At 60.4% G+C, this 22,754-nt stretch carries 22 protein-coding genes; 16 read left to right on the top strand and 6 right to left on the bottom strand.

The window, feature by feature from the left end:
- Positions 1-101: 101 nt before the first annotated feature.
- Entirely contained in the window at positions 102-965 is an 864-nt protein-coding gene (gene ypfJ, locus BGRAMDRAFT_RS05985; RefSeq protein WP_006047785.1) for a KPN_02809 family neutral zinc metallopeptidase, read from the bottom strand.
- Positions 966-1,176: 211 nt separating this feature from the next.
- Positions 1,177-2,745 carry a hypothetical protein gene (locus BGRAMDRAFT_RS05980; protein WP_006047784.1) on the bottom strand — a complete coding sequence of 523 codons (1,569 nt, stop codon included), beginning with the start codon at positions 2,743-2,745 and terminating at the stop codon, positions 1,177-1,179.
- A 129-nt stretch (positions 2,746-2,874) separates the two neighbouring features.
- On the opposite strand from BGRAMDRAFT_RS05980, the gene BGRAMDRAFT_RS34415 reads away from it, so the two are divergent.
- On the top strand, positions 2,875-3,453 hold the full coding sequence (locus BGRAMDRAFT_RS34415; RefSeq protein WP_153067607.1) for a hypothetical protein: 579 nt from the start codon (positions 2,875-2,877) through the stop codon (positions 3,451-3,453).
- Positions 3,454-3,582: 129 nt separating this feature from the next.
- Positions 3,583-4,701, top strand: coding sequence for a glycosyltransferase family protein (locus tag BGRAMDRAFT_RS05975; protein ID WP_006047782.1), 1,119 nt, complete (start codon positions 3,583-3,585; stop codon positions 4,699-4,701).
- A 24-nt stretch (positions 4,702-4,725) separates the two neighbouring features.
- Here the strand turns inward: BGRAMDRAFT_RS05975 and BGRAMDRAFT_RS05970 are convergent, their stop codons facing one another.
- A complete protein-coding gene (locus BGRAMDRAFT_RS05970; protein ID WP_232292232.1) occupies positions 4,726-5,712 on the bottom strand; it encodes an FkbM family methyltransferase in 987 nt (328 codons plus the stop codon).
- Positions 5,713-5,934: 222 nt separating this feature from the next.
- Complete coding sequence (locus BGRAMDRAFT_RS05965) at positions 5,935-6,822, bottom strand: LysR family transcriptional regulator (RefSeq protein ID WP_006047780.1); 888 nt, start codon at positions 6,820-6,822, stop codon at positions 5,935-5,937.
- A 97-nt stretch (positions 6,823-6,919) separates the two neighbouring features.
- On the opposite strand from BGRAMDRAFT_RS05965, the gene BGRAMDRAFT_RS05960 reads away from it, so the two are divergent.
- Positions 6,920-7,894: an SDR family NAD(P)-dependent oxidoreductase gene (locus BGRAMDRAFT_RS05960; protein WP_006047779.1), complete on the top strand. Its 975-nt coding sequence runs from the start codon at positions 6,920-6,922 to the stop codon at positions 7,892-7,894.
- Between the two features lie 68 nt (positions 7,895-7,962).
- Here BGRAMDRAFT_RS05960 and BGRAMDRAFT_RS05955 read toward each other — a convergent pair whose 3' ends face one another.
- Complete coding sequence (locus BGRAMDRAFT_RS05955; RefSeq protein WP_006047778.1) at positions 7,963-8,727, bottom strand: bestrophin-like domain; 765 nt, start codon at positions 8,725-8,727, stop codon at positions 7,963-7,965.
- A 453-nt stretch (positions 8,728-9,180) separates the two neighbouring features.
- On the opposite strand from BGRAMDRAFT_RS05955, the gene BGRAMDRAFT_RS05950 reads away from it, so the two are divergent.
- The 10 genes from BGRAMDRAFT_RS05950 to dhaK all read left to right on the top strand — a co-directional run bounded on the left by BGRAMDRAFT_RS05950 (position 9,181) and on the right by dhaK (position 18,752).
- Positions 9,181-10,002: a hypothetical protein gene (locus BGRAMDRAFT_RS05950; RefSeq protein WP_006047777.1), complete on the top strand. Its 822-nt coding sequence runs from the start codon at positions 9,181-9,183 to the stop codon at positions 10,000-10,002.
- A gap of 334 nt (positions 10,003-10,336) precedes the next feature.
- Positions 10,337-11,356, top strand: coding sequence for a LacI family DNA-binding transcriptional regulator (locus tag BGRAMDRAFT_RS05945; RefSeq protein ID WP_006047776.1), 1,020 nt, complete (start codon positions 10,337-10,339; stop codon positions 11,354-11,356).
- Positions 11,357-11,469: 113 nt separating this feature from the next.
- A complete protein-coding gene (locus BGRAMDRAFT_RS05940) occupies positions 11,470-12,798 on the top strand; it encodes an ABC transporter substrate-binding protein (protein WP_006047775.1) in 1,329 nt (442 codons plus the stop codon).
- Between the two features lie 71 nt (positions 12,799-12,869).
- Complete coding sequence (locus BGRAMDRAFT_RS05935; protein ID WP_006047774.1) at positions 12,870-13,826, top strand: carbohydrate ABC transporter permease; 957 nt, start codon at positions 12,870-12,872, stop codon at positions 13,824-13,826.
- On the top strand, positions 13,823-14,776 hold the full coding sequence (locus tag BGRAMDRAFT_RS05930; protein WP_006047773.1) for a carbohydrate ABC transporter permease: 954 nt from the start codon (positions 13,823-13,825) through the stop codon (positions 14,774-14,776). The genes BGRAMDRAFT_RS05935 and BGRAMDRAFT_RS05930 overlap by 4 nt, the downstream gene beginning before the upstream one ends.
- Entirely contained in the window at positions 14,773-14,967 is a 195-nt protein-coding gene (locus BGRAMDRAFT_RS05925; RefSeq protein WP_006047772.1) for a hypothetical protein, read from the top strand. The genes BGRAMDRAFT_RS05930 and BGRAMDRAFT_RS05925 overlap by 4 nt, the downstream gene beginning before the upstream one ends.
- A 3-nt stretch (positions 14,968-14,970) precedes the next feature.
- Positions 14,971-16,074: an ABC transporter ATP-binding protein gene (locus BGRAMDRAFT_RS05920; protein WP_006047771.1), complete on the top strand. Its 1,104-nt coding sequence runs from the start codon at positions 14,971-14,973 to the stop codon at positions 16,072-16,074.
- Positions 16,067-17,113 carry an ABC transporter ATP-binding protein gene (locus BGRAMDRAFT_RS05915; RefSeq protein WP_006047770.1) on the top strand — a complete coding sequence of 349 codons (1,047 nt, stop codon included), beginning with the start codon at positions 16,067-16,069 and terminating at the stop codon, positions 17,111-17,113. Before BGRAMDRAFT_RS05920 ends, BGRAMDRAFT_RS05915 begins: the two co-directional genes overlap by 8 nt.
- Positions 17,110-17,748 (top strand): dihydroxyacetone kinase subunit DhaL, encoded by a 639-nt coding sequence (gene dhaL, locus BGRAMDRAFT_RS05910; RefSeq protein ID WP_006047769.1) that lies wholly within the window; start codon positions 17,110-17,112, stop codon positions 17,746-17,748. Before BGRAMDRAFT_RS05915 ends, dhaL begins: the two co-directional genes overlap by 4 nt.
- Positions 17,749-17,762: 14 nt before the next feature.
- On the top strand, positions 17,763-18,752 hold the full coding sequence (dhaK, locus tag BGRAMDRAFT_RS05905; RefSeq protein WP_006047768.1) for a dihydroxyacetone kinase subunit DhaK: 990 nt from the start codon (positions 17,763-17,765) through the stop codon (positions 18,750-18,752).
- Between the two features lie 51 nt (positions 18,753-18,803).
- Here the strand turns inward: dhaK and BGRAMDRAFT_RS05900 are convergent, their stop codons facing one another.
- On the bottom strand, positions 18,804-19,706 hold the full coding sequence (locus BGRAMDRAFT_RS05900; protein WP_006047767.1) for a LysR family transcriptional regulator: 903 nt from the start codon (positions 19,704-19,706) through the stop codon (positions 18,804-18,806).
- Positions 19,707-19,822: 116 nt separating this feature from the next.
- Between BGRAMDRAFT_RS05900 and BGRAMDRAFT_RS05895 the strand changes: the two genes are divergently transcribed.
- Genes BGRAMDRAFT_RS05895 through leuD form a run of 3 tightly spaced genes read left to right on the top strand, consistent with a single transcriptional unit; the run spans position 19,823 to position 22,734 of the window.
- Positions 19,823-20,701 carry an alpha/beta fold hydrolase gene (locus BGRAMDRAFT_RS05895; RefSeq protein WP_006047766.1) on the top strand — a complete coding sequence of 293 codons (879 nt, stop codon included), beginning with the start codon at positions 19,823-19,825 and terminating at the stop codon, positions 20,699-20,701.
- Positions 20,702-20,704: 3 nt separating this feature from the next.
- On the top strand, positions 20,705-22,123 hold the full coding sequence (gene leuC, locus BGRAMDRAFT_RS05890) for a 3-isopropylmalate dehydratase large subunit (protein WP_006047765.1): 1,419 nt from the start codon (positions 20,705-20,707) through the stop codon (positions 22,121-22,123).
- On the top strand, positions 22,120-22,734 hold the full coding sequence (gene leuD / locus BGRAMDRAFT_RS05885) for a 3-isopropylmalate dehydratase small subunit (protein ID WP_006047764.1): 615 nt from the start codon (positions 22,120-22,122) through the stop codon (positions 22,732-22,734). Before leuC ends, leuD begins: the two co-directional genes overlap by 4 nt.
- The last annotated feature ends 20 nt before the right edge of the window (positions 22,735-22,754 follow it).

The following is a 22,754-nucleotide window of genomic DNA, read 5'->3' as shown; positions in this document are numbered from 1 at the left end:
CCGCGTGCCTTGCCTTTATAGTCGAAAGTGAAATGTAATGTTAGTTTTTTGTTTGTAGGGATAGCACCGACGGGTATTTCCTGGTTAGCCGGTGCTCAAACTCATAGCGATTGCGCCGAGAAGGTATCGCATTGGCGAATGTCGCCGCTCGTCATGCCGCGCCTGAGCCACCGTTGCCGCTGCTCGCTCGTGCCGTGCGTGAATGCTTCGGGCACCACGCGTCCTTGCGATTGCCGCTGCAACCGGTCGTCGCCGATCGCGCCGGCAGCATTCAGCCCTTGCTCGAAGTCGCCCGGCTCCATCAGCTTCGCGTTCATCTGCTGTGCGACCGCGGCCCATACGCCCGCAAAACAATCGGCCTGCAATTCGAGGCGCACGGACAGCGCATTGCCCCGCGCTTGCGACATGCGTGCACGCGCGGCCTCGTACTTGTCGGAGATGCCGAGCACCTTCTGGATGTGATGCCCGACTTCATGCGCGATCACATAGGCTTGTGCGAAGTCGCCGCTTGCGCCGAAGCGGTCGCGCAACTCGCGATAGAACGACAGGTCGATGTAGACGGTGCTGTCGGGCGGACAGTAGAACGGACCCATCGCCGACTGGCCCGTGCCGCACGCCGTCGGTGTGGCGTCGCTGAACAGCACGAGCTTGGGCGCCGGATAATCCTGATTGAACTGCGTGCGGAAAATGTGCTGCCATGTACGTTCTGTGTTGCCGAGCACGCGGCGCACGAAGTGGCTGCCGGCATCGTCGGCGGGGCGCGCGTTGGTCGGTGCATTGGCCTGCGGCGCATTGCCTTGCAGCACCTGCGCGCCGTTGATGATCGTCAGCGGATTAATGCCGAAGAAATACGACGCGGCCAGCGCGATGACGATCGTCCCGATGCCGATGCCGCCGCCTACCCGCATACCGCCGCCTCGCCGGTCTTCGACGTTCTGGCTTTCCACTTCATCATCAAGGCGCATGGCGTTTCTCCGTGTTCTCTAGCGACAGGCTGTGACGCATTGCGGTCTACTGCCGCAATGGAGCAGTAAGCATACCTGCGTCGCGTGCCGGTATGCATGGGCCGCGTGTGCCGACGCTGATCTGCGCTCAGTTTCAAGCAAAAAAATAGCCTCCCGCCGGAGTGCAGCGGGAAGGCCAGCTTTGCAGTATGGATGCGACGATTTCGCCGTATCAGCTATCCACGTGGCTCGACGTGAAAGCGGTGAACGCACCATACGGCGGATTCAACGCGGTCCCATTCGTCATAATGCCGAACGTGTTGTTGCCGCTATCGAGCACGTAGTACATGACGGCCTGAATGTTGTGCGTCTTGCGCGCCGCGTAGAACGAACCCAGTTGCGAAGTGATGTAACTCGCGCGATACGACTGCGCCTGTTCGGGGCCCGTATTCCACTCGGTGATGAAGAACGGCACACCGTATCTGGCTTTGCAGTAGGCAGGCAAATTGAAGCCGGGACCGGCGCCATCGGTTCCGATGTTGAAGATGTCGCCGTAGACTTCGTAGTTGTGCCACGTCGTGATGTCCCAACGCACCTTCGGATAGCCGCCGCTGCCGTCCGGTTGCATGCCGTCCCACAGCGCATCCGACGCACCGACATCCGCGACGCAGAAGTTCACGCCGCATTTAGCGCCGGGCTGTGCGGCCTTCACGCCGTCGATCATGCCGCGCATCGCGCCACGCATCACCGGCCAGTTCGCATTGTTGAAGTCGAGCGCCTTGGTCCCTGCATTCGTCGAATCGATGATGATGGCCCTGTCGCGGGTCAATTCGTTGCCGCATTCATAGAACGTCACGCCGTATTGCTTCAGCGTATTGGCGATCGTGAAGGCGGGTCCATAAGTGGCGTTATATGCGGCGGATTCTCCGGCCAGAAGCCTGCCGCTGCTGTCGCGAAGACCAAGATCGAGCAAAACGAGCAGCGTCATGCCGGCCGACTGGAAGGCCTGCGCGAGCTTGACCACGGCATTCAGTTGAGCAGGGTCCGCCGTGCAGCCGACGCGGTAGCTGGTACAACCCAGGCCCTTCAGGATCGACACGACCTGTGCGGGCGTGTACGTGTAATCGAAGTGACCGTTCATGCCGAAGAAGCTGCCCGCGCTCGCCGCGATGGGAGTGCGCGGATCGTTGCACGGCAGCCATTGAGAGGCGACTTCCGCATTGGCGTAGAACTGTCCGCTCGTATTGCGGCAATAGATCTTGCCGCCGTACCACAGCACGAGCGACACGGCGTAGTTGTTGCCCACCACGGCGCCGTTTCTCGAGATGACGCCATTGGTGAGCGTCCACACCGCGCCGGTCTTGTCGATGATGCTGGATGCGGACGGCATCGTGGTGCCGTCCGGCGAAGTCGTGCCGAGGCGCGGGTCGCTCGAAGCCTGCCACGTCGAGCCGGTCCACTGATAGTACTGCGCGCTCGTGTTTTCAACGTAGATGTTGCCGTTGAAGCACATGGCGAGAACCACGTTGTAGTTGTTCCCGGCCTTTGCGCCATTGCGATAGGCGACGCCGCCGGAAAGCGTCCAGGTCGCGCCCGTGCCGTCGATCAGCGACGTGGCCGGCGGCATAGCCGCGCCGTTCGGAGAAGCGCTCTTTGCGGTCGCGCTCGTCTTTTGCGCGCTGGCGCCAGAAGTCGAAGTAGTTGCACCCGCATCTTCAGCGCCGCCACCACCGCAGGCGCTCAAAATCACGCTTCCGCCGAATGCGCCCAGCGCACCAATAAACTGCCGTCGTTTCAACATTATGAGTTATTCCACTATCGAGAAAGTCCCCGAATAAAGATAAAAATGTGTTCTTATGTTGGTTAATTGCTTATTGCGAAACTCGAAACGTTATTTTTATTGGCACTACTGATCGTCCAGGAAATCTGAGTGCTTTTAATGCGCTATGCTGGTTGTTTTATCCAACCAGTTAAAGCCGCCGGAATGAACGTGCGCACGAGCAGGGAACGCTCGGGCACGACGCGTGCGCCAACGGTTCAATCAACAGAGGAAATCAACCGACGTCGCCGCGCGCGGCCGAATGTGAGTACGGCGCACTCGCGCAAACGTTTGTCCGGGGATCAAGCCGACCGCGTAATTTTTTCGGACGGTTACTGCGAACGGGGTAGATCTTACCCGGAAGCGCTGCGGCTCAAAATGAAAAATAGCTGTATTCCGCCAGAAAGCAGGATCGTTTCCGATCAACGCTTCTCACCCGAAAAAATTACGCTTTCGCCTGATGTATGGGGACTGGTCGCCCTGCATTATTTGCGCTTTGACCCCAAGAGGAGCAAGTCGTTTTTTCCGCTTTCGCCGCGCGCGGATTTTCGGAGCGGCTGCGGGCTATCCGAGGTGACCTGGCGTGCGGGTCTTCGGTCCGCACTTTCGGACATCGAATCGGCGGCGCGGGCGCAAATTGGCGCGTTTTCAGGTGATTGCGGCCACACAATGCCGTTTTTTGCATGCTAAGCTGGACTGAACATACTGATTAAATCACTCGATATTCACTGGAAGCGTTCATAACGACGGGAATTCAAGACGTCGGAATTACGTTCGCGCTTATTGTTCCGCGAGTGCACTCTGACCGGAGATTGTCGAATGTCGCAGATTTCTCACGACGCCAGCAGCGCGCACGGAAACGATGAAACGAAACGGCTGCGGCAACGCGTGCTGATGTGTCCTTTTACGAATCCGACCAACCGCTATATAGAGATTCAAAAAGATCTGTACAGGTCGGTCGGCTACGATGTTGCTCCGTTGTCCATCAAGGGCTTGTTAAAGGGCGGCTTTACCGATCTGTTCAAGCCGGAAAATGTTCTCGTATTCCATTGGCTCGAGTACAGGCCGTTCAGGCGACAGAAAGGCACTGCGCAACTGAGCTTCGGCGGCTCACTGCTTTTTGCTTTCTATTGTTCTCTGATGCTGCTTGGGCGAGCCAAGGTTGTGTACTTCGTGCACGACCAGGCAGTGCACGATACGGAGGGATTCAACAGGCGCCTGTCGATGCGGATCATTGCATTCGTGCGCCGTCTTGCGGATTTCCGTGTGGTGCACGCGCCGGACTTTCAGGAGCAGTACCGCGCCCAGTATTTGCCTCATCCGCTGTATTGGGACTCGCCCGGTCATCAGCCGCACAATGCAAGGCCGGAAAGATCGGCGCCGCTCTATACGATGCTCGGCGTGATCCGTCCGTATAAGCAGATCGATGCGGTGCTCGACGTCTGGCCGCCCGATTGCAAGTTGCATATAGCGGGGCACGCCACCGACGCTTACCTTGCCACGCTGAACGAGATCATCGATAGAAGATCGTTGCGAGACGCGGTGCGCCTTGAATCGCGCTTTCTCTCCGACGCCGAGTTTGCGCAAAGCATCGCCGACAGCGATGTGCTGATTCTCCCGCACTCGGCCGACTCGATGCTGGTCAGCGGCGCGTTCTTCGAGGCTATCGGACTCGTGCCGGTTTTGATCGCGCGCTCGACGCCGTTCATGAAATGGGCAGCAAGGAAGTTCGACAACGTCATTCTCTTTAACGACGCCAGCGAACTGCCTGCAATCCTGCGCTCGGTCAACGAGTCGTGGCAGACGTATGCCAACAATGCGAGTCATCGCAAGGCACTCGACGAGTTCGGCTGGAAAACCTGCTGCCGGCGTTACGGACACTATCTGGAGACCGTCGGCGGACAGGCGGCTGCGGTGGAAAAGCCGGTAACGGAGTGAGGTTTTTGCGCGGGCGCCTGCTAGCTAGCCACCGATCGACGGCGACTTCGTGGCGTAGATGTCCACGTAATTCAGCGGATCGTCGCGCCACTGCGTGATCGTGCCGCGCAAGCGAGTTGTGATCGTTTTCATCGATTCAGTCGGGCCGTGCTTGCCCGCTTTCGCGTCGGTTTCTTCAATCCGGCCGTGACTGAAGTGGTCTTCGAGAAACGTGAGCACGATGTCCGGATTGCCGCCTAGCCGCGCCATATGATACGGCGACCATTCGACGAGAATCGCATCGGCCTCTGCAAGCGTTTTGCTGCCGCCCGCGAAGACGTAAGGCTCAGCGCCCTGCGTATCGATTTTGGCAAAGACGGGGCCGGTCAGATGAATTGGCAGATCGTCCAGCCTGACACAGCGCACCTCGATGATCTGCCGACTCTTTTCATTCTGTTTTGCCGGGAGACCGGTTTCAATGTGAAGGCGATGATCGCCCAGATTGCCGTCGGCAATTTCAAAGGGCAGTACTTCTTCGCGTTCGTGCAGCGCGAGTTGAAACGTCTCTATATTGGATGACGGGCAGTTCTCAGCAATGTTGCGCAGCAGATTGCGATAGTTGGCCGGTTCGGGCTCGAACGCGTAGCACTTCACGCGCTCGTTGCATTGCGCAATCGGAATGGTCGTCATGCCGATGTTCGCGCCGATGTCGAGGTAAGTCCCGCCGGATTCGCCAAAGAATGTCTTTAACTTCTCCGCGAGTTCGGGTGCCCAGCGGCCGGTCTCCGCGTATTTTCTCAGAATGCTCAAATCGTTGGAGCTGCTAACCATCGTGCCGTACTGTCCCGCGGCGGAGAAGCGGACAACGTTGAGCTTGCGCGAAAGGCTCGACAGGTAGAGATAGCCATACTCCCGCGTGAGCGAGCTATCCTCTAACAGGGACTTCGCCATAACATGCCGCAGCCTCAACGGAAGCATTGAAGCTACGGCGCCTGTCGCGGAGAGTATAAGTTTCTTCATGAGAAACAGCATACCGCAGCGTTATTTCACGGCGAGGTCCAAGTCTCCTCGCTTTCGGCAAAGGCATCAACGAAATCGGCCACTCGTTGCGCGAGCGTTCAGCGGCGAGTCGTTGGGGTTGTCAGGCAAGACGGGTTTTCCCTGGATGTGCGTGCCTTTATCGGATTTTCGATGTTGCGACGCAATGCCCGAACCGCGCGCAGCGTGGGCACACATGCGCGCCGACAATCCCCGTTATTGCACATAGCCCATGAGTCCTTCGACGAGCGCATCGAACGTCGCGCGGCAACGCGGACTGTTGCGCAGATCCTCGTGCATGGTCACCCACGTATCGAGGCGTAGCGCGACGAGCTTCGGCAGCACGCGAACCAGCGACTTGTCACGACGGGCAAGCGCGACCTGACAGACACCGATGCCGGCACCCGCGCGAATCAGTGCGAGCTGCGCGAGGTCGTTGTCCGTGCGGATCGACAGACCCGCACGCGAATACCCTGGAAAGGCCTTGCTGGCATCGCGAACGAACGCGCTCGGCCTGTCGTACCCGATGATCGCGTGCTGCCACAGTGCGGCGGCGTTGCGCGGCGTTCCGTGTTTCGCGAGGTAATCGCGCCGCGCATGCAGGCCGAGTTCGATGTTGCCGATGCGCCGCGCGACGAGCTGCGTCTGCTTCGGCCGCATCATGCGCACGGCGACATCGGCCTCGCGCTTGAGCAGATCTTCCACGCGGTTGGACAGCACCAGCTCGACGACAAGCTGCGGATAGCGCTCGCGAAGCGCCGCAATGATAGGCGGCAGCACTTCCGCGCCGACGACCTCGCTCGCCGCCACGCGCACCGCGCCTTGCACCTGGGCAGCGTCGCTTCTCGCCGCGCGCTCCAGTGATGCCGCCGTGCTCTGCATCGTCTCCGCGTGCGGGCGCAGGGCGAGGGCGATGTCGGTGGGCTGCAAACCCGTTTGTGAGCGCGTGAATAGAGATACTTTCAGCGCGCGTTCGAGCGCTTCGATATGACGGCCCGCCGTGGGCTGCGTGATGCCGAGCGCGCGCGCAGCGCCTGACAGTGAGCCCTCTTGCAGCACCGCAAGCAGCGTGCGATACAGTTCCCAACCAATGTTGTCTGCCATACAAATTCGTATATCCGGTCAACGGGGTTCGCTACTTTTATTGTGCCAGTAAAAGTCGCAGAATGGCTGCATCGAAATACGAAATGGAGCAACTGACGTGGCAGATGAAACGGTACTCGTACTTGGCGCGACCGGCGGCATCGGTGGGGAACTTGCGCGGCAACTGGTTGCGGCAGGCTGGCATGTACGGGCGATGCAGCGCTCGTCGAGTGCGTCAAGTGCATTGAGTCCGCGCGCGGACGGCATCGAATGGGTGCAGGGCGACGCGATGAACCATGCCGACGTTGTACGCGCGGCGCAAGGCGCGTCGGTCATCGTGCATGCGGTCAATCCACCGGGCTACAGGCGCTGGGAACAGATTGTCCTGCCGATGCTGGATAACACCATCGCAGCAGCGAAAGCGGTAGGCGCAACGATCGTGCTGCCGGGCACGGTGTACAACTTCGGTCCGGACGCGTTTGCGCTGCTCGATGAAGATGCGCCTCAACATCCGGTGACAAAGAAAGGCGCAATCCGCGTGCAAATGGAGGCTCTGCTGCAACGCGCGACCACAGAAGGGTTGCGCGCGTTGATTGTGCGAGCGGGTGATTTCTTCGGCCCGCGAGCGCGCAATAACTGGTTTTCGCAGGGTCTCGTCAAACCGGGAAAGCCCGTCGCAAAGATCAGTTATCCGGGCGCGCGCGGGGTTGGCCATCAGTGGTCTTATTTGCCTGACGTAGCTCATACGATGCTCGAGCTGCTTGCGCGGCGCGACACGCTGGAGCCTTTCGCGCGCTTTCATATGGGTGGCCACTGGGACGAGGACGGTACTCAACTCGTGGCGGCCATTCGCAGAGTCGTGGCGCGGCGCACGGGGCGAGAACCGGGGGTCGGCGCATTTCCGTGGGCGCTCGTCAAGCTCGCGTCACCGTTTAATGCGACGTTTCGCGAATTGGGCGAGATGCGCTATTTGTGGCAAACGCCTGTCCGGATGCAAAACACCCGATTGATCGCTACGTTAGGGCACGAGCCGAATACGCCAATCGACGAGGCAGTGGAAGCGACGCTTTCAGGTTTAGGCTGCATTAGCTAATAGCATGATCAAGCGGTACTACTTGTCGCGCATTCCAATGTGAATAAGCAGGCTGTCAGAACCAGCCATTACTTTTCCAGCGACTGGAGAAGCCTCGCCAGGTTCTGCGGTTGCACGCGGATGATCCCGCCGCGCGGACTGTCTATGTCGGCAATCAGGGCGAGTGACAATGAGATCGTCACGGGCAGAATAGTCATGAGCAGTGCAGTACGGCGCTTCCCTTTGGCGCCATAACCCTGAACCGCACATCCGAAAACCGCGATCACGATCATCAAAACCCATGCGCCGAGCGGAATATGATTGATTCTTGCGGCCTCTGAATAGTCCTGCGAATTGAGCACATCATTCATTCCCGCAACGACGAGCGCCCCGATGGGCGTGGGCTGATTTTTTCCAACGTGGGTTGCCTGCAGCCACAATCTCGACTGTAGCGCTGCGAGTTCACCGTCGAGTTGTTTGCGCTCGGCGTGATCGCGGGTCCGAAACTCTGTCAGCCTCAAGCGGGTGTATTGGAGCAATGCCGCCTTCATCTCGTCACGGACGCCAGGCTCCGTCAAATCGGCCCTCGCGAATTCCGTACCGATCGCGTTAGCCTCCGCTTCTTCAAGGACTTTTCGCTGGTCATAGCGGTTCACCGCCATGGAAATACTGAAACCGATCAATAAAGCCAACAACGTGAGCGTGGCGCCCTGGACAGCGCTGAAATCGTCGCGTTCGTCTTCATGCAATGGAGATAGACGGCGCAAGACAAACACCCCGAATGCAACTGCCGCAATGAATAAAACAAAGAGAACCAGAAACAAAATCGCCGGATGATCGACGAATGCTGCCATTGGATATCTCCTATTGAGAAGGCTGTTTAGCACGCACGTTCTTTCGATCTTAGATCACATCGCGGGGTATCGCTAATAAAAGAGCGTGTCGGCGCGCAATACTTTGCGCGAATATGCCGAGCGATTCGGGCGGCGTGTGGCGAGAACCGAAAGAGCTATGAACGGAATTCACATCCGCCACTATTGTCGGCTTCAGGAGCCCGGATCTCATTCCCCTCGTGCATAACATCGGTGCCGGCTATCCGGTAGCGCAAGGTGCGGGAATGCTCCTGGCAAGCAACCTTCAGCACACGGGCGCACAACTAGTCGCAGAACGCGATGTCCTTTAACGTGAACCGCCATATGCTCCGCCGCACATAACTCATAGTCGGTGCATGACACACTGTAGGCAAAATTGGACGATTCGGAAAAAACACGACGTATCTATCCTGCGACAACCTTGTGTGAGGAATCATGGAAAGTCCGCCCGATCAAATTCTGGACTCCAGATTGAAGCAGGTGACCGATGAAAGCCTCGACGCATTGAGCCGTGAGATGGACGCGGTCGGCATAAGCGCACTTCACGATGTCCTTTCACCCGTTGAACTTGCAATGGCGAGCGATTATGTCCAGCGCGAACTGGACAAGCATCAGCGCCAGCATTTCATCTATGCCGGCCATCCCTGGCTCGACGCCTCGCCGCTCGCGGCATTCGGTGATTCGCCTGATCTGCGCCGGATACTCGCCGGACTGTACCGGCGCGGCACCGGGCGAGCCGTGCCCGACATCGATATCGTCTCCGCGCTTCGGGTGCTGTCGGGTGATCTCGGACTCAAGGCATCAAACCTGTTCCACTACGACACCTACGTCGTCACCGCGCTCTTGCCGCTGATCATTCCAAACGGCCCGAACGAGCCGCGCGGCGACCTCGTGATGTATCCGAACCTGCGCAAGATCCGCTCTTCATCGGTGATCAACCTTGTCGAGAAAGCGGTAGTGCAAAACTCGCTGGTGCGCCGGGTACTTGCAGCCGAAAGCGTGCAGCGCGCGCTCGGCGCACGCGTCGTACCGCTCGAGCCAGGCAACATGTATTTTTTCTGGGGAATGCGATCGCTCCACGCGAATCAGGCTTGTCTGCCGCATAGCGTCAGGTCGACCGTCCTGTTTCACTTTGCTAACCCGCATTCAGGCGGCGCACTGGATAAGCTGCGCGAGTGGGCTCATCACAGGAATTCCGCGCCGTCCGACCGTGTCGGACGTCCGGTTCGCGAAGTTCGAAATGGCTCCGGCGATTAAAAGCCTAAAGGCAGGATCAGTTGTGACTCACGACCGAGGGCTTCTCTTTTTCTAAGCACCCACCCAATACCCATACCGCGGTCGACACGACAGTTGGCCGGGGTTCTCCTCGGGCGCTAATAGCCGCCGCACGCCATCGACTCTCCCTGCGATCCCCGATCTGTAGGCCCGCTGCGTCGTCCGTCGCACTTGCTGGCGCTACCGGGCACCACCGTGTTTTATGTCCATCAAAACAATGACGCTTTTTCCGCGGCGAAAAAGCTTGCATTTTTCGTGGGAAAAACTACCTTCAGTAAAACAAAATAATTCTTTCGCTCGGCACCGGAGGAGACCCATGCCGGCTACTCGTACGATGATTGCGCGTCGGGCTGGCGTCAGCGTGGCCACGGTCGATCGTGTCCTGCGCGACGATCAGGCTGTGCGTCCGGAAACGGCCGAACGCGTGCATCTTGCACTCGCGAATCTGCGTGACGAGCGGGCGAGCCGTGGCCGGCCGGCAAAGGTCAGTTCGTTCCGGGTCGCGTTCGTGCTGCCGCAAGTGAACTCCCGCTTCCTCGATCACGTCGAGCGCGATATTGCGCTGTCGGCCAGCTTCTTTCGCGAGCACCGCATCATCCCCTCGTTTTACCGCTGCGATTTTTCCAGCCAACGCGAGACCGCGGCGTTCGCCGCCGAAGTGATCGACTACGACGCGCTCGTGCTCGCGCCTCTGGACTATCCGTGGGTCGAGCGTTTCATCGAAGAGATGAGCGACGCTCAGGTGCCGGTCGTCACCGTGTTCTCCGATTTGCCTGCGAGCCGGCGCGCCGCGTATGTGGGTGTCGACAACCGGATTGCCGGACGCACGGCAGGACTACTGATGGGGCGCTTCCTTTGCGCGAAGCTCGGCACGGTTGCCGTGCTATCGGGATCGTCGCGTCTGCATGATCAGGTGGAACGCCGCACTGGCTTTTCGCAAGTGCTGGAGGAGGACTTCCGCAACCTGCGCTGGATCGCCGAACCGGACTTCGCCGAAGACGACGATGGTGCGGGCCTCGCCGTACAGGGCCTACGTGCGCGCCATGCGGATCTGGTCGGCGTGTATGTGACGGGCGGCGGCATCTCCGGCATTGCAGCGGCATTGCAGGAGTCCGGCGACAAGGCTCACCTCGTCCTGATTGGCCACGAATGCACTGCGGAGACCCGCAGCCAACTCTCGGAACGCGCGATCGACGTGATACTCGGTCAGGACGTGCGCGGCATTGTTCATTGGGCTGGGCTCGCCGCGATTAATTTTCTTAACGACGTTCGGGGGGCGCTTGCCATCCCCACGCCGGAAACCCGGATTTATCTTCGTGAGAATGCGCATGCCTGACGCTCGCGACACGCGGATCGACTTCTGATCTGCCAGAGCCGAAATGCGGTGCCCGGCGCATGGGCGCTGAATGTCATGAGGTTGGAGACGCGAGAAAGACAAGGAGAAGAGACATGGTACGTCTAACGTCAGCGAGGGTAGTGGCGGCAACCCTCATATCGCTGGGGCTCGGCACTGCAACGGGCGCGCAGGCACAGGATAAGCAGTTGACACTTTGCTGGGCGGCATGGGATCCCGCCAATGCACTGGTCGAACTGTCGAAGGATTTCACGACGAAGACCGGCATCAAGATGAAGTTCGAGTTCGTACCGTGGACCAGTTACGCTGACCGCTTCATCAATGAACTCAATTCGCACGGCAAGCTGTGCGATCTCATCATTGGCGACAGTCAGTGGATTGGCGGCGCGGCGGTCAATGGACACTACGTGAAGCTCAACGACTTCTTCACGAAGAACAAGATTTCCATGAACGACTTCGTGCCTGCAACGGTGGTGGGATATTCGGAGTGGCCAAAGAATACGCCGAACTATTGGGCTTTACCTGCGATGGCTGACGCAGTCGGATGGACGTACCGCAAGGACTGGTTTGCGCGCCCGGAACTTCGCGCGGAATTCAAGCAGAAGTACAACCGTGAGCTTGCGCCGCCCACTACGCTCGACGAACTCAAGCAGACTGCGCAATTCTTCCAGGGTCGAAAGATCGACGGCAAGACGGTCTATGGCGTGTATATCTTCACGGAGCGTGGCTCCGAGGGAATCACGATGGGCGCGACGAATGCCTTATACAACTTCGGCTTTGAGTATCAGGATCCCAAGAACCCCTATCACCTCGACGGCTTCGTGAACTCGCCAGGCGCGGTGAAGGGGCTCGAGTACTACAAGGCGCTCTATAAATGTTGCACGGCGCCAGGCATGACCAACGCCTACATGCAGGAGGGGCTCGACGCGTTCAAGTCGGGTCAGGTGGCAATGCAGATGAACTGGTTTGCGTTCTTCCCAGGGCTTTATAAAGACCCGAATGTCGGTGGCGAGAAGATCGGCTTCTTCGTCAATCCGCGTGAGACGAAGCAATACACTCAGCTGGGCGGGCAGGGGATCTCGGTCGTCTCGTACTCGGACCATAAAGAAGACGCGCTCGAATATATCAAGTGGTTCGCGCAACCCGACGTGCAGAAGAAATGGTGGCAACTGGGTGGCTATTCGGCAGCCAAATCGGTGGTGGACGCACCGGACTTCCCTAATAGCGCGCCGTTCGCACCCGCGTTCCTGAAGTCGATGGCAATCGTCAAAGACTTCTGGGCAGAGCCGGCTTATGCCGAGCTGTTGCTCGACATGCAAAAGCGTGTGCACGACTACGTCGTGGCCGATAAAGGCACGGCCAAAGATGCGCTGGATCTGCTGGTGAAAGACTGGACCAAGGTCTTCAAGCAAGAAGGAAAGTAGTTTTTAGCTGGGCTTGACTGGACCGGCGGCGGCCGAACGGCCTGTCTCCGGTCCGCTTAAAGGAGCCAGGCATGTTGGCAGATAAGCCTTTTTCTCCCACGAGTCTCGAAGCGGGAGCGTCGACGCGCATAGCGAAGCGGTTAAGCGGACTGTCGGATCGGACCATCGCGTGGCTCTTCATCCTCCCGACCATTCTGCTGCTTCTCGCGATCAACATCTTTCCGTTGATCTGGGCGCTTCGCCTGTCGTTCACCAACTTCAAGTCGAACATGCCGAGCGTGCCGGCGCGTTTTGTCGGCATCGACAATTATGTCGACATCCTGACTGACGAAGATATCTGGTACGCGATGCAGGTGACCGCGCGTTTCGTGTTCTGGTCGGTCGGGCTGGAGGTGCTGCTGGGATTCGGGCTTGCCTTGCTGATCAACCGGCAGTTCCGCGGACATAGCTTCTGGACCACGCTCATCCTGCTGCCGATGATGCTTTCGCCTGCTGTAGTGGGCAACTTCTGGACGTTCCTGCTGCAACCGCAGACGGGGCTTTTCAACGATATCGTCAGCTTCTTCACCGGCATCGCGCCGGCGTCGTTCCAGATGATCGGCGACGTGGCGCTCGCGCCGTGGACCATTGTGATGGTCGATACGTGGATGTGGACGCCGTACGTCATGCTCATCTGCCTCGCGGGTCTGCGCTCAATTCCCGACTATATCTACGAAGCAGCGGAAGTGGACCGAGCGACGCCGTGGCGTCAGTTCTGGTCGATCACGTTGCCTATGACCATGCCGTTCCTGATGCTGGCGGTACTGTTTCGCGGCATCGAAAACTTCAAGATGTTCGATATGGTGAACCTGCTCACATCGGGCGGCCCGGGCTCGGTTACCGAAACGGTATCGATCACGCTCAAGCGCGCCGCCTTCGAAAAGTGGCAGACAGGTTATTCGTCCGCGCTCGCAATTATTCTGTTCGTGACGGTATTCGGTGCGGCGAATATTTATGTGAAGGCACTTAACCGGATCAAACAGCGATGAGACCGACTGCGACACAACATTCCGTGGTGGCGTCGTCTCCGCGCGCCAGGCGCTTCGCGGCTGCGGTTGTCATCACGTATGCGCTGATTGCTACGTTACCGATGGTCTGGATCTTCCTGACGAGCTTCAAGACGCAGGAAGATGCGATAGCGTATCCGCCCGTCGTGCTGTTTCAGCCTTCCATGGAAGGCTATGTGAACCTGCTTACGATCCGGTCGCGGCAGACGCCCGAGTTCATTGCGAGCCTGCCGCCTGCGCGGACCTGGTATGAGCGCGAGGTGCGCAAGCGCAACATGGTGATCGCCGGACCTTCGAAGGTTGTGCCGCGCTTTATGAATTCGCTTGTCATTGGGTTCGGTTCGACGTTTCTTGCGGTATTTCTCGGCACGCTCGCGGCATACGCGTTTTCGCGCTTCAAGGTGCCGCTGTCCGACGATCTGCTGTTCTTCATTCTTTCCACACGGATGATGCCGCCCATTGCCGTCGCCATTCCGATCTACCTGATGTATCGCGCGCTGGGTTTGAGCGACAGCTATGTCGGCATGATCGTGCTGTACACGGCGGTGAACGTCTCACTGGCGGTATGGCTGCTTAAAGGTTTCATGGACGAGATCCCGCGCGAGTATGAAGAAGCCGCGCTAGTGGATGGCTACACGCGTTTGCAGGCCTTCGTGAAAGTGGTGTTGCCGCAAGCGACGACGGGCATTGCCGCTACAGCGATCTTCTGCCTGATCTTCGCATGGAACGAATACGCATTTGCTTCGCTGCTGACAAGCGGCGATGCGCAGACCATGCCGCCATTCATTCCATTCATCATCGGAGAAGGCGGTCAGGACTGGCCGGCCGTTGCGGCTGCAACAACATTATTCGTGCTGCCGATTCTCTTTTTCACCGTTCTGCTGCGCAAACATCTGTTACGCGGCATCACCTTCGGAGCCGTGCGCAAATGAAACGCGAAGACATTGCTCCGCATCGCTGGCTGTTACGTCGCAGGTACAGCGAGGGTGCATCGACGGTACTGATCGGCTTGGGTGCGGCGATGCTCGTGCAGCCGTTTTCGCTCGCGCTCTTCACCTGGTCGTTTCCGGTGCTTCTGGTGGGCGCGCTCGCGTTCGTCGTCACCAGCCATTTTCCAGACTGAATCATGTCCACGATCGTTCTCGCTCATCTTCAGAAGCGCTTCGACGATTTTGTCGCGGTGCGCGACACCAGCCTGACCATCGGCGCCGGACGCTTCGTCGTGCTGCTCGGACCGTCAGGCTGCGGCAAGACCACAACGCTGCGGATGATCGCGGGGCTCGAGTTGCCGACTTCCGGGCAGATCCTGATCGACGGTGAGGATGTCACTGCGTTGCGCGCCCGGCAACGCGATATTGCTTTCGTGTTCCAGATGTTTGCGCTGTATCCACACATGACGGTGCGCAATAACATCGCGTTTCCGCTGAAGAACGAACATGTGTCACGCAGCGAGATTGCCGCGCGGGTCGATGCAGCGGCGCATATGCTGCGCATCGAGAACATTCTCGATCGTAAGACCGGCGGCCTGTCTGGTGGCGACCGGCAACGCGTGGCGCTCGGTCGCGCGATCGTGCGGCAACCGAAAGCATTCCTGATGGACGAACCGCTCGGCACACTCGATGCCGACTTTCGTGAACTGATGTGCCTGGAATTACGCAAACTGCACAACGCGCTCGCTGCCACCACGGTCTACGTCACACACGATCAGAGTGAGGCGATGGCCATGGCGGACGATATCGTCGTGATGAATCAGGGCGAAGTGTTGCAGGCGGCCTCGCCCCATGAGATTTATCACTTCCCCGCGACAGTGTTCGTCGGCAACTTCATCGGCAGTCCGCCCATGAATTTCTTGCCCGTCGACGACGCGGTGACGGCAGGTCAGGAGCAGGTGAGTCTGCATGGCGCACCGGTTTGCGTGCCGCGTTGCGATGCCGCTGCCGCACGCGTATTGCTGGGGATCAGACCCGAGCACGTCGTGATCGACGAGCACGGGCCGCTGCGCGGTCGCGTGATCGCCGACGAATACCTCGGCTCGCACCAGGTGTTGGCGGTTGAAACGGCGCTCGGCGTCGTGCGCGTGCGCGTCAGCAAAGACGATGGTGTTGCCGCGGGCACGAGCGTCGGTCTGTCGTTTCGGAAAGAACGCACGCTGCTTTATGACGCCACCACTGAGCGCCTGCTGCTGGGCGCTGCTTCCACGCTTTCTGTCAACGGAGTCGGTCATGGCTGAAGTCCAGCTACGCAATGTATCGAAGCGCTTCGGCAACATCGTTGCGGTGGACGACCTGTCGATCGACGTGAAAGACGGCGAATTCGTCGTGCTGCTCGGACCGAGCGGCGCGGGCAAAACCACGACGCTGCGCCTCATTGCAGGACTGGAAGGTCCCGATGCCGGCGACGTGCTGATCGACGGCGCGCTCGCCACCGGCGTGCATCCTTCCGATCGTGATGTCGCGTTTATCTTTCAGCAATACTCGTTGTATCCGCATCTGAGTGTGTTTGGCAATCTCGCGTTTCCGCTGCGTTCGCCCCGTCGTCGCAGCAGCGAGGAACAGGTGCGCGCGCGGGTGCATGCGGTCGCGCAGATGCTGCACATGGAGGCGAAGCTCGACAACATGGCAACGCATTTGTCGGGCGGCGAAATGCAGCGCGTCGCGATCGGGCGTGCGCTCGTGCGCGAGCCGAAAGTCTTTCTGATGGACGAACCGCTGTCATCGCTCGATGCAAAACTGCGTGAGGAATTGCGTATCGAGTTGAAGCGCCTGCATCGTAAGATTGGCGCGACGATTCTCTATGTCACGCATGATCAGGTGGAAGCCACCACACTGGCCGACCGCATCGGCATTCTTGAACACGGCCGTCTGGTGCAGCTCGGCACACCGCGCGAGGTCTACGGTAATCCGGTTTCATTGAGCGCGGCGCAGCGGCTCGGCTCGCCGCCGATCAACCTGTTGCCGCCAACGCTGTTCAATTCGGCAGCGGTGCCGACCGGTACGGCCACCGTGGCGATTCGTCCTGAAGACGTGCTGCTGCACGAGGGCAACGCGCGTGATGCACCCGGCGCCCCTCATCCACGTGACGCACTCGACCTGAAGGTGCTCGAGTACTCGCCGCTGCGTCATCTGTTGATTCTGGAGCATGCAGGAACCGCGGTTGTGGCGACCACGATGGTCGAACGCAATTTCAGCCCGGGGCAGTCCGTGGGCGTGTCGCTGCCCGCACGCAGCCTCTTATATTTCCGTGCAGACGGCAGGAGGATCCCGACATGAACGGCAAAACGGTCATGGAGTGTATCGACGCCGCATATGCAGCGCTCAAGGAACACACGGACGAAATAGCCGTGCTCGACCAGCAGATCGGCGATGGCGATCACATCTTCAATCTGCTGCGCGGCATGGAGGCCTTGCTTGCCTTGCGTGCGGACATCGAAGGGAAAACATTTGGGGCCGCGTTGGAACTCGCGGCGAACAAGGTGCTGTCGACGGTCGGCGGCTCGTCCGGGCCGCTGTTCTTTTCGCTGCTGCACGGGATGGCGAAAGCATCGGCGAACACTCCACTGGATGTTGCGGGCACCGCGCTCATGTTTGCGGCGGGCGTCGAAGCGGTCGCGCAGCGGGGTAAGACGGGCGTAGGCAGCAAGACGATGATGGACGTGCTGATTCCCGTTGCCGCGCGCTTTAAGGAGCTTGCGGCCGTCGAATCACCTGCGTTGCGAAAAGCGGTGCTGGATGAATTGCCGCAGGTGGCCGAGCAGAACATGCTTGCCACCCGCGATATGCTCGCGACCAAAGGGCGGGCGTCGTTTCTGGGCGAACGCTCGCGCGGTCATATCGACCCTGGTGCGCGTTCCAGTCAGACCATGATTACAGCCGTATGCGCGCATCTGGCGCGCAACCCGGTGTGAAAGGAGGCCAGACCGTGAAAAAATTCATCAACCACGTCGACGATTTCCTCGCCGAAAGTCTGGCGGGATTTGCATCCGCGCATAACGATCTCGTCGTACTCAACAACGAGCCTGTGTACGTGCGTCGCAAGACGCTCAAACCGGGCAAAGTGGCGTTGATATCGGGTGGCGGTTCGGGGCATGAGCCGTTGCACTCCGGTTTCGTGGGCTATGGAATGCTCGACGCAGCCTGCCCCGGCCAGGTCTTCACATCTCCTACGCCGGATCAGATGATGGCCGCTGCCGACGCTGTCGATACCGGTGCGGGCGTGCTATTCATCGTGAAGAATTATTCCGGTGACCTGATGAATTTCGAAATGGCGTCGGAGATGTCGGAGGTCCCGAACGCGATGGTGCTGATCAACGATGATGTGGCAGTCGAAAACTCCAGTTACACCACCGGGCGGCGTGGTGTCGCTGGCGCAGTGATCGTTGAGAAGCTGGTGGGCAGCATGGCCGAAAGCGGCGCCGGCCTTGAACAGTGCAAGGCGTTCGGTGACCGGATCAACAAGCGCGCCGCTTCGATGGGTGTTGCGTTCAGCAGTTGCACCGTGCCGGCCGCAGGAACGCTGACGTTCAAGATCGGCGATGACGAAATCGAAGTGGGCGTGGGTATTCACGGCGAGCCGGGGCGGCGCCGCGCAAAGTTCGCAGGCGCCGACGCGATTGCGGGAGAACTGCTCAAAGCGATCGTCGATGACCTCGCGCCTCAACCCGGAGCTGAATTGCTGGTGCTCATCAACGGCCTCGGCGGAACACCGCTTGGCGAGCTTTACCTGCTCTTTAACTCGACGCGTGCATGGCTTGAGCAACGCGACCTGAAGGTTGGCCGGGCCCAGGTGGGGGCGCTGACGACTTCGCTCGAGATGGCGGGCGCGTCGATTACGCTATGTATGCTGGACGACGAAATGACACGCCACTGGGACAGCCCGGTTCATACGCCGTCGTTGCGTTGGGGGATGTAGGGCACGCTGAGTGCGAGAATGGTTTCGGTGCGGCTTTCCTTCTCGACGTAGCTACATCAAGCCGCCCGGCCTGCGCAGAAACTCGCCGAGAAAGTCGACAAAGGCCCTGAGCCTGACCGAGAGCTGATTGCGCTCCAGATAGATCGCGTGAATATTGGCGTCCGGTAACGCCCAGTCGTCCAGCAGCGTCACGAGTTCGCCGCGCGCCAGATGCCGTTCCACTTCCCACTGCGAACGCACGACAATCCCGCGGCCTTCGAGCGCCCAATGCAGGACGACGCCGCCGTCGTTGCTGGATAGGGCGCCGTCGACCTTGACCGTTTCCGAGCGTTTGCCGCGCGAAAAATGCCACGTGCCGTAGGCCGATTCGTTCTCGCGCAAGACGATGCAGGCGTGCCGCGTCAGATCGTGCGGCACGGACGGTCGGCCATGCCGCGCCACATAGCCGGGCGATGCGCACACCATGCGCCGGTTTTCGAGCAGGAGCCGCGCGTTGATGCGCGCATCCGGCACTTCGCCGAAGCGAATGCCGAGATCGAAACCTTCGTCCTGAAGACTCATCGGACGGTCCGTCAGATGCAGCAGGATTTTTATCGCGGGATAACGCGTGACGAATTCCGATACCGCCGGCGCGATGCGGGCCCGCCCAAATCCAAACGAAGCGTTCACGCGCAGCAGGCCGGTAGGCTCGCCCCGGCTCTGCATGACGAGATGCTCCAGTTCCGACAACTCGTCCAGAATGCGCGAGCCGTTCGACAGATAAAGCTCGCCTTCGGGCGTGAGGCTCAGCCTCCGCGTCGTGCGATTCATCAGCCGCACGCCGAGGCGCCGTTCCAGTTGCGCCAGCCGTTTGCTGACCGCGGGTGGCGTCACGCCCAACTCGCGCGCGGCCGCCGCCAGATTGCGATGCCGCGCCACGAGCGCGAACAGATTCAGATCCGAAAAGCTATCCATCCCGAGCTCCGTTTTGTTCGGTCGATTCGTTCCTGTGAGTTACTGCCGGAATGCTTTTCAGGAAACCCAATCGCATGAGTCATCAATTAGACTCGGATTGCGATCAGGAGACAACCATGTTCGAAGGCTTCAGCGACGCATCGGCAACCGTCGATCGCGTGCGCATTCATGCAATTCAGGGCGGGCGCGGTCCCGCGCTTTTGCTCTTGCACGGGCATCCGCAAACGCACGCGATCTGGCATAAAGTCGCGCCCGCGCTGGCGGAGCGTTTCACGGTGGTCGCGGCGGATCTGCGCGGTTACGGCGACAGCGGCAAGCCGCCCGGCGACCCGGCTCACGCCAACTATGCGAAGCGGCGCATGGCGCTCGATCAGGTCGAGCTGATGCGCGGTCTCGGCCACGAGAGCTTCGCGGTGATCGGTCACGATCGCGGCGGCCGGGTCGCGGCGCGCATGGCGCTCGATCATCCGCAAGTCGTGACGCGCCTGGTGACGCTCGATGTCGCGCCCACACTCGCCATGTACGAACAGACCTCGTTCGAGTTCGCGCGCGCCTACTGGCACTGGTTCATGCTGGTGCGCCCCGCGCCGTTTCCTGAGACGCTGATCCGCGCCAACCCCGATCTCTATCTGAAGCAGACCATCGGCGCGCGCAGCGCCGGCCTCGCGCCGTTCACGCCGGCGGCTTACGCGGAATATCTGCGCTGCCTATCCGATCCGGCGACGGCGCACGGCATCTGCGAAGACTATCGCGCGAGCGTGACGATCGACCTTGAACACGATCGCGCGACGCTGGCCTCGCAGCAGCGGATTGACTGCCCATTCATGGCGTTGTGGGGCGCGCAGGGTGTGATCGAGCAGTGCTTCGATCCGCTTGCCGAGTGGCGGGCGTACGCGCCGGACGTGCAGGGCGAGGCCCTGCCTTGCGGCCACTACATTCCCGAAGAAGCGCCACAGCGGCTGCTCGAGCGCGTGCTGCCTTTTCTCAGCGAGTAAGTCATGTCAGACCAGACCCTCTACCGGAAGCTCGTCGATTCGCACAGCGTAGCGCGTATCGACGAACACAACGTGCTGCTGTACGCCAATCTGCATCTGATGAACGAGTACACCAGCCCGCAAGCGTTCAGCGGGCTCGATGCCCGCGGCCGCGCGGTGCGCCGTCCGCGCCAGCAACTCGCGGTCGTGAGCCACATCATTCCGACGCATGCGGAGTCGCCGCGCGTGATTCGCGATGCGGCGTCGCTGTTGCAGGCGCAGAACTTGGCGCGTAACTGCAAACGCGCCGGCATACGCCTTCTCGCCGCCGACGATCCGCTGCAAGGCATCGAACATATCGTCGCGCCGGAGCTCGGATTGATTCGTCCCGGCATGGTCGTGCTGTGCGGCGACAGCCATACCACGACATACGGCGCACTCGGTGCGCTCGGCTTCGGCATCGGCACGTCGGAAGTCGAGCACGTTCTGGCGACGCAGACGCTCGTGTACCGGCTCGCAGAGACCATGCGCATCACGATCGACGGCGCGCTTGCCTATGGCACGTCGTCGAAGGATCTCGTTATCTGGATCATCAGCAGGATCGGCGCACAGGGCGCGCGCGGCTACGCGGTGGAATTCGCCGGTTCGACGATCGCATCGCTGTCGGCCGAGGCGCGCATGACCTTGTGCAACATGACCGTCGAAGCCGGTGCGCGCGCCGCGCTGATCGCGCCGGACGCGACCACGTTCGACTACGTGCGCGCCCACGCGCCGTCGCTCGACGATGCGGCATGGCAAGCGGCGCTCGCGGACTGGCGCGGCCTGCATTCCGACGCCGACGCGCGTTTCGATGCCGAGCATTGCTTCGACGCGGGCGACATTGCGCCGTTCGTCACCTGGGGCACGAGCCCCGATCAGGCCGTCGCCATCGATCAGCCGATTCCCGCCGAGGCCGCGCAAGCGACGCCCGAGGCCGCCGCATCGCTGCGCCGCGCGCTGGACTACATGGGACTTGCCGCCGGGCGGCCGATTGCCGGCACGCGCGTCGACCGCGTGTTCATCGGCTCGTGTACCAACGGACGCATCGAAGATTTGCGCATCGTGGCCGGCATCGTGCGCGGCAAGCAGGTTGCGCCCGGCGTGCGCGCGATGGTCGTGCCGGGGTCGGGCAGCGTGCGGCGGGCCGCCGAACAGGAAGGCATCGCGCGGACACTGATCGATGCGGGCTTCGAGTGGCGCGAGCCGGGCTGCTCGATGTGCCTCGCGATGAACGACGACGTGCTCGACGCCGGAGAGCGCTGCGCATCCACCACCAACCGCAATTTCGAAGGCCGTCAGGGACGCGGCGGTCGCACGCATCTGATGAGCCCGGCGATGGCAGCGGCCGCCGCGCTGACCGGCTGCATCACCGATGTCCGCACGCTGGAGGCGCACACATCATGACCCGACTCACGACCATTCGCGGCAGCGCCGCGCCGCTGCCCATCGACAACCTCGACACCGACCAGATCATGCCGAAGCAGTTCCTGCGCATCATCGACAAGGCGGGTCTCGCCGACGGTCTGCTGTACGACCTGCGCTTCGACGAGCGCGGCGCGCCGCGCGACGACTGCGTGCTGAACCAGCGCGCGTATGCGAACGCGACCGTGCTGATCGGCGGTGCGAACTTCGGCTGCGGATCGAGCCGCGAGCATGCGGTGTGGGGCTTGCAGCAATACGGTTTTCAGGCGGTGATTGCGCCGAGCTTCGCGGAAATCTTCTATTCGAACGCGATGAACAACCGCCTCTTGCTCGTGCAACTGGAGCGCGACGCGATCGATGCCCTGACGCGCGAGGCAAGCGAAACGCCAGGCACTTTGTTGTCGATCGATCTCGAACGGCAAACGGTGACATCCGGCTCGGACAACCGGTTCGATTATGCGATCGGCGCGCGCCACAAGCGCATGGTGATCGAAGGCATGGATACCGTCGATCTGACGCTCGACTCGCTCGCCGCGATCGAAGCCTTCGAACAGCGGCATTTCGCCAGGCATCCCTGGGCGCAGGTGATGTAAGCACCCATCCGCCGCGCGAC

Source organism: Paraburkholderia graminis C4D1M (assembly GCF_000172415.1).
Classification (GTDB): Bacteria; Pseudomonadota; Gammaproteobacteria; order Burkholderiales; family Burkholderiaceae; genus Paraburkholderia; species Paraburkholderia graminis.
This window is presented reverse-complemented; position numbering and strand designations above follow the sequence as displayed.

Coding starts and splice junctions, on each gene's coding strand:
- BGRAMDRAFT_RS05935 (WP_006047774.1), top strand. CDS start 12,870: ATGTTGGCAGATAAGCCTTTTTCTCCCACGAGTCTCGAAGCGGGAGCG.
- ypfJ (WP_006047785.1), bottom strand. CDS start 965: ATGCGCCTTGATGATGAAGTGGAAAGCCAGAACGTCGAAGACCGGCGA.
- BGRAMDRAFT_RS05975 (WP_006047782.1), top strand. CDS start 3,583: ATGTCGCAGATTTCTCACGACGCCAGCAGCGCGCACGGAAACGATGAA.
- BGRAMDRAFT_RS05955 (WP_006047778.1), bottom strand. CDS start 8,727: ATGGCAGCATTCGTCGATCATCCGGCGATTTTGTTTCTGGTTCTCTTT.
- BGRAMDRAFT_RS05900 (WP_006047767.1), bottom strand. CDS start 19,706: ATGGATAGCTTTTCGGATCTGAATCTGTTCGCGCTCGTGGCGCGGCAT.
- leuD (WP_006047764.1), top strand. CDS start 22,120: ATGACCCGACTCACGACCATTCGCGGCAGCGCCGCGCCGCTGCCCATC.
- BGRAMDRAFT_RS05930 (WP_006047773.1), top strand. CDS start 13,823: ATGAGACCGACTGCGACACAACATTCCGTGGTGGCGTCGTCTCCGCGC.
- BGRAMDRAFT_RS05925 (WP_006047772.1), top strand. CDS start 14,773: ATGAAACGCGAAGACATTGCTCCGCATCGCTGGCTGTTACGTCGCAGG.
- leuC (WP_006047765.1), top strand. CDS start 20,705: ATGTCAGACCAGACCCTCTACCGGAAGCTCGTCGATTCGCACAGCGTA.
- BGRAMDRAFT_RS05945 (WP_006047776.1), top strand. CDS start 10,337: ATGCCGGCTACTCGTACGATGATTGCGCGTCGGGCTGGCGTCAGCGTG.
- BGRAMDRAFT_RS05970 (WP_232292232.1), bottom strand. CDS start 5,712: ATGCTGTTTCTCATGAAGAAACTTATACTCTCCGCGACAGGCGCCGTA.
- BGRAMDRAFT_RS05965 (WP_006047780.1), bottom strand. CDS start 6,822: ATGGCAGACAACATTGGTTGGGAACTGTATCGCACGCTGCTTGCGGTG.
- BGRAMDRAFT_RS05920 (WP_006047771.1), top strand. CDS start 14,971: ATGTCCACGATCGTTCTCGCTCATCTTCAGAAGCGCTTCGACGATTTT.
- BGRAMDRAFT_RS05895 (WP_006047766.1), top strand. CDS start 19,823: ATGTTCGAAGGCTTCAGCGACGCATCGGCAACCGTCGATCGCGTGCGC.
- BGRAMDRAFT_RS05915 (WP_006047770.1), top strand. CDS start 16,067: ATGGCTGAAGTCCAGCTACGCAATGTATCGAAGCGCTTCGGCAACATC.
- BGRAMDRAFT_RS05950 (WP_006047777.1), top strand. CDS start 9,181: ATGGAAAGTCCGCCCGATCAAATTCTGGACTCCAGATTGAAGCAGGTG.
- BGRAMDRAFT_RS05980 (WP_006047784.1), bottom strand. CDS start 2,745: ATGTTGAAACGACGGCAGTTTATTGGTGCGCTGGGCGCATTCGGCGGA.
- BGRAMDRAFT_RS05940 (WP_006047775.1), top strand. CDS start 11,470: ATGGTACGTCTAACGTCAGCGAGGGTAGTGGCGGCAACCCTCATATCG.
- dhaL (WP_006047769.1), top strand. CDS start 17,110: ATGAACGGCAAAACGGTCATGGAGTGTATCGACGCCGCATATGCAGCG.